This window comes from Vibrio sp. M260118, assembly GCF_036533755.1.
Lineage (GTDB): Bacteria > Pseudomonadota > Gammaproteobacteria > Enterobacterales > Vibrionaceae > Vibrio.
Genome location: NZ_JATABG010000262.1, coordinates 1 through 5,174, shown reverse-complemented (window position 1 = coordinate 5,174; position 5,174 = coordinate 1). Strand labels below are relative to the sequence as shown.

The following is a 5,174-nucleotide window of genomic DNA, read 5'->3' as shown; positions in this document are numbered from 1 at the left end:
TCTTCTTCCTCGTCGACCAAATCAGTTAAATCTTCGATCTCACCACGCGCTTCTTGTTCCATTTTTTCCGCAAACGGGTTCAGCGCGCGATCGATCAATGCACCAACACCACGCCCGTGAGCCGCTGCGATTTGGTACATGTTTTCAACACCAAGCTGCCAGAAATCTGCAGATGCTGCGTCAGCATCAATACCATCGACCTTGTTCACAACAAGCATTGAAGGCTTTTCAATTTTACGTAGGTGATTAGAGATAGCGATATCTGAAGGCGTTAAGCCAGCACGACCATCCACCATAAATAACACTACATCAGCTTCGTCAATCGCCGCTAGCGACTGCTCAGCCATTTTGGTCTCAACACCTTCTTCTGTGCCATCGATACCACCAGTATCAATCACGATAAATTCATGATCACCAAGCTTGGCTTGGCCATATTTACGGTCACGAGTTAAGCCAGGAAAATCCGCAACCAATGCGTCACGAGTACGAGTCAATCGGTTAAACAACGTTGATTTACCAACGTTCGGACGCCCTACTAGAGCAACAACAGGTACCATAACAACCTCTACGATATTCTTTTCTATATGTAGTTATAGGTAACAACTCGGCAGAGTTCACGCCATTACCTATAACCACACTCGGTTCCAAAACAAACAAACGGCTCCCAACTGTTACCAGCTAGGAGCCGAATGTGAATCATATCACACAATTATTTGTTGATCGTCTGTTTCTTTACATCGCCATTGCGAGTCACTTGAACGTAGCCACCCGGTACTGCAATCGGACCAACAGCAAACCCACTACTGTTCACTTGCTGCATAGAGACAATCTCGCCACCAGTGCGATCAATCCAGTACAGGTAACCTTCGCTATCGCCTACAACAAGATAATCATCAAGGACTACAGGTGCCGTCAGCAAGCGGTACTCTAGTTGGTCATTGCTCCATAGCTCTGTACCGCTACGCGCATCAACCGCAACTAGGTGATCCTTTTCAGTCACAACAAACAAGCGGCGACCGTCACTGGCCAAGTCTGTCGCAGAAGAGTAGTTACGTTTCCACGCAGCATTACCTGAACGAAGGTCAATCGCGGTAAGTTGGCCGTTGTAACCAACAATGTAAAGTGAGCTTCCTAGGATAAGCGGCGCGGCATCGACATCAACAAGGCGATCAATCTCAGTAGCTCCTTGCGGCATGCCAATCGCTTGCTGCCAAATCAACTGACCACGTTCAACAATAGCGGCAGCCAAACGACCGTTGGCGGTCCCCCAAAATACCCCACCCGAAGACGTGACAGGAGTACTGTTACCACGCAGAGTCAGGTTTGGAACTTCAGTGCTGATGCTCCATCTTGTTTCACCTGTCTCTTGGTCAAGAGCGACTAAAATACCTCTGTTGGTATGAACAATAACATAGTTGTTGTCAGTCGCTGGCGCAGTTAACACTTCACCACCCACATCAACTTGCCAGTTAATCTTGCCAGTCTCTTCATCAATGGCCAATACACGGCCGTTTTCACTGCCAATAAAGAGTTGGCTGTAACCTGGAGTAATGCCACCTGCCAGACGCGCAGAAACATCAGAAGGTACTTCCGTTTGCCAAAGCTGTTTGCCATTTTCTGGATCAAGCGCTTTAACTAGACCGTCGCGGCTCGCAACAAAGACTTTACCGTAGGCATATGCAGGCGTTAGCTTTGAATAATATTGATCAACACCTTTACCAATCGACGCAGTCCATTGAGTAGTAGGCGTAAACTCACTATCTACCTGCGGGACAGGCGCCATAATGATCGTATCTTCCTCGCTAGCACAACCAGCAAGTACACCAACGAACATCGCGGTAGTGAGTGCTTTTTTAAGCATATTCTTCATGCGACGCCCTTACTTGGCTAGATCATCCAGTTTCATTTGTAGCGTCTGGCTTGCATCACCTGACTGCTGCGCTTCAGTATAAGCTGTGTAAGCTGCCGCTGAATCGCCTTTACGTAGAAGGATGTCACCTTTTAATTCAGCAACGCGACCCGCCCAGCTTTCATCAGCAATGTTTGCTAGCTGCGCTACTGCGGCGTCAAACTCTCCTTGCTGAGCTTTTAGACGAGCTAAACGATAATCAAGTACCGCTGACACTGCAGCATCTTTAGTCGCTGATTTTGCCCACTCTAACTGAGCAAGCGCTTCGTCTAGGTTGCCTGCTTCAACTTGTACTTTCGCCAGTTGTAACGCAGCAAGAACCGAGTATTCTGTCTCTTTATTTGCATCAATAAAGGCTTGGATATCACCTTCAGCAGAAGCACCTTTTTCAGCAAGCGCTTGTACCGCTTTAGTGTAGCTTTCTGAAGCGGCTTCTTGAGCTGCTGTTACAGAATCTTGGTAGTAGCGCCAACCGAATAGACCACCTAAACCAACGACAGCGCCTAAAATTACTGCTTTGCCGTTCTCTTTCCACCAATCTTTGATGGCTTCTACTTGTTGTTCTTCAGTATCGTAGAGTTCCACTTCCTGTCCTCTTACATCAAAAGCGGCAGCCGAAACTGCCACTCAAAAAATCATTAATATTATACGAGCTCTGCTAGCTTAGTGATGGCATCTGCTTGGCTCATCGTCTCTTGAGTTCCGCCAATCAAATCTTTTACGACCACGGTGTTGTCAGCAACTTCGTTTTCACCAAGAACCAATGCCACAGCAGCGCCTACTTTATCTGCACGCTTAAACTGTTTCTTGAAGTTACCACCGCCAAAGTGGCTCATAACACGCAGGCCAGCTACCTGTTCACGTAGTAACTCGGCAAGTTTCATACCCGCTAGCATTGTACCTTCACCGGCCGTCACCATGTATACGTCAACGCTGCGACGAACTTCAGTTAGCTCTAGAGTTTCTAGCATTAGAACTAAGCGTTCAAGCCCCATAGCAAAGCCCACTGCAGGTGTTGCTTTACCGCCTAGCTGTTCCACCAGACCGTCGTAGCGACCACCACCACACACAGTACCTTGAGCACCAAGACTCTCGGTAATCCACTCAAATACCGTGCGGTTGTAGTAATCCAAACCACGAACTAAACGCTCGTTAACTGTGTATTCGATACCTGCCGCGTCAAGAAGTTCACACAATCCAGCAAAATGTTGCTTGGATTCTTCACCTAAATAATCAGATAGACGAGGAGCATCACCTAGGATTGCCTGTACGTCTGGGTTTTTCGTGTCCAGTACGCGCAATGGGTTAGTGTGCATACGACGTTTACAGTCATCATCAAGAATATCAATGTGCTGCTCTAGAAAAGCGATCAGTGCTGTACGGTAGTTAGCACGATCTTCTAATGAACCGATTGAGTTCAGCTCAAGACGTACATGCTTGTCGATGCCTAGCTCACGCCATAGACGTGCAGTCATCATGATAAGTTCTGCATCAACGTCTGGGCCGTCTAGACCAAACACCTCAACACCACACTGATGGAATTGACGGTAACGACCTTTCTGTGGACGCTCGTGACGGAACATCGGGCCCATGTACCACAGGCGCTGTTCATCACGATTGATAAGGCTGTTCTCTATACAAGAACGAACGCAGCCTGCTGTACCTTCTGGGCGCAAAGTTAGGCTATCGCCATTGCGGTCTTCAAAGGTGTACATCTCTTTTTCAACAACGTCAGTCACTTCACCGATAGCACGGCTGAATAGATGAGTCATCTCAACGATTGGCATGCGCACTTCGTTGTAACCGTATGCGCTGATTACGTTCTTCACTGTGTTCTCTAGCTTTTGCCACAGTGGTGATTGAGTCGGAAGGCAGTCGTTCATGCCTCGAATTGCTTGGATTTTCTTTGCCACAGTTCTTTACCGTAAAATGGTTACCGTAATTTTGGTTACGTTGAGATTAATCTTTTACTTTAACGTCGATGCGATTTGCTTGATCTAACGTTGAGGCTTTCGCACGAATTTTTGCTTCTAGCTGGTCGACAAGGTCATTATTGTCGAAACGCTCTTTCTGACGTTTACCGTCTTCGTAAAACGCGCTCTTCTTGTTGCTTCCTGCTAGACCTAAGTGAGACACTTCGGCTTCACCCGGACCGTTTACCACACAACCGATGATAGAGACATCCATTGGGGTGATGACGTCTTCCAAACGCTGTTCAAGTGCGTTTACTGTACCGATCACATCAAACTCTTGTCGCGAGCAACTCGGACAGGCAATAAAATTAATACCGCGCGAACGAATACGTAAAGATTTCAAGATATCAAAACCGACTTTGATCTCTTCTACCGGATCCGCTGCAAGAGAGATACGCAGAGTATCGCCGATGCCTTCTGCTAACAGCATACCTAAACCAACTGACGATTTTACCGCGCCGGCACGTGCGCCACCTGCTTCAGTGATGCCTAAGTGAAGAGGTTGGTCGATCTTCTGTGCCAACAGTCGGTATGAGTCAACCGCAAGGAATACATCCGATGCCTTCACACTCACTTTGAATTGATCAAAGTTAAGACGATCAAGAATATCCACATGACGCATCGCAGACTCCACCAACGCCTCAGGAGTTGGCTCGCCATACTTCATCTGAATGTCTTTTTCTAAAGAACCACCGTTAACACCGATGCGAATTGGAATGTTTTTATCGCGCGCGCAGTCAACAACTGCACGGATTCGCTCTTCATTACCAATGTTACCCGGGTTAATACGTAAACAGTCCACACCATACTCAGCCACTTTGAGCGCGATACGGTAGTCAAAGTGAATATCCGCAACCAGAGGGATATTTACTTGCTGTTTGATCTGTTTAAACGCTTCTGCGGCGTCCATAGTTGGTACTGATACGCGAACGATGTCAGCACCGACATTTTCCAGTGATTTAATTTGAGCAACAGTCGCTTCAACGTCTGTCGTTCTTGTATTGGTCATTGACTGCACAGCAATCGGTGCGCCGTCACCAATAGGTACGTCGCCCACATAGATACGAGTCGATGGGCGACGTTTGATAGGAGATTCGTATTGCATAGTATTTTTTAAGGTAAGTTGAATCTTGCTACTTTGCCTGAAGTATACCCAGAAAGGTCGACAGGTTCACTCGCTAATGTCATTGAAACGTTTTCAGGTGCACCTAAAATGACACTGTAAGGTAAACTGCCGCTTAAATTAAGGCTCTGACCAGCTTTTTTCACCCCTGTAGAAAGAGTTTTCCCAG

General features: G+C 47.1%; 6 protein-coding genes. All 6 read right to left on the bottom strand.

What is annotated here, in order from left to right; all coding sequences use genetic code 11:
* Positions 1–557 (bottom strand): GTPase (locus tag QTO00_RS14455; RefSeq protein ID WP_331425419.1); only part of this gene is annotated, 557 nt, incomplete at its 3' end.
* Between the two features lie 152 nt (positions 558–709).
* Positions 710–1,870 carry an outer membrane protein assembly factor BamB gene (gene bamB, locus QTO00_RS14450; RefSeq protein ID WP_331425418.1) on the bottom strand — a complete coding sequence of 387 codons (1,161 nt, stop codon included), beginning with the start codon at positions 1,868–1,870 and terminating at the stop codon, positions 710–712.
* 9 nt (positions 1,871–1,879) lie between these two features.
* The gene (locus QTO00_RS14445) at positions 1,880–2,494 is read right to left on the bottom strand and encodes a YfgM family protein (RefSeq protein WP_038206168.1); all 615 of its coding nucleotides are present in this window, start codon (positions 2,492–2,494) and stop codon (positions 1,880–1,882) included.
* Positions 2,495–2,553: 59 nt separating this feature from the next.
* A complete protein-coding gene (gene hisS, locus QTO00_RS14440; RefSeq protein ID WP_331425417.1) occupies positions 2,554–3,822 on the bottom strand; it encodes a histidine--tRNA ligase in 1,269 nt (422 codons plus the stop codon).
* A gap of 46 nt (positions 3,823–3,868) precedes the next feature.
* Positions 3,869–4,987 (bottom strand): flavodoxin-dependent (E)-4-hydroxy-3-methylbut-2-enyl-diphosphate synthase, encoded by a 1,119-nt coding sequence (gene ispG / locus QTO00_RS14435; protein ID WP_038205905.1) that lies wholly within the window; start codon positions 4,985–4,987, stop codon positions 3,869–3,871.
* Positions 4,988–4,995: 8 nt separating this feature from the next.
* The coding region (locus QTO00_RS14430; protein WP_331425420.1) for a DUF4115 domain-containing protein at positions 4,996–5,174 on the bottom strand (179 nt) is incomplete at its 5' end.

Excerpts from the sequence above, each read along its gene's own strand:
- bamB (WP_331425418.1), bottom strand. The coding sequence starts at position 1,870 with ATGAAGAATATGCTTAAAAAAGCACTCACTACCGCGATGTTCGTTGGT.
- ispG (WP_038205905.1), bottom strand. The coding sequence starts at position 4,987 with ATGCAATACGAATCTCCTATCAAACGTCGCCCATCGACTCGTATCTAT.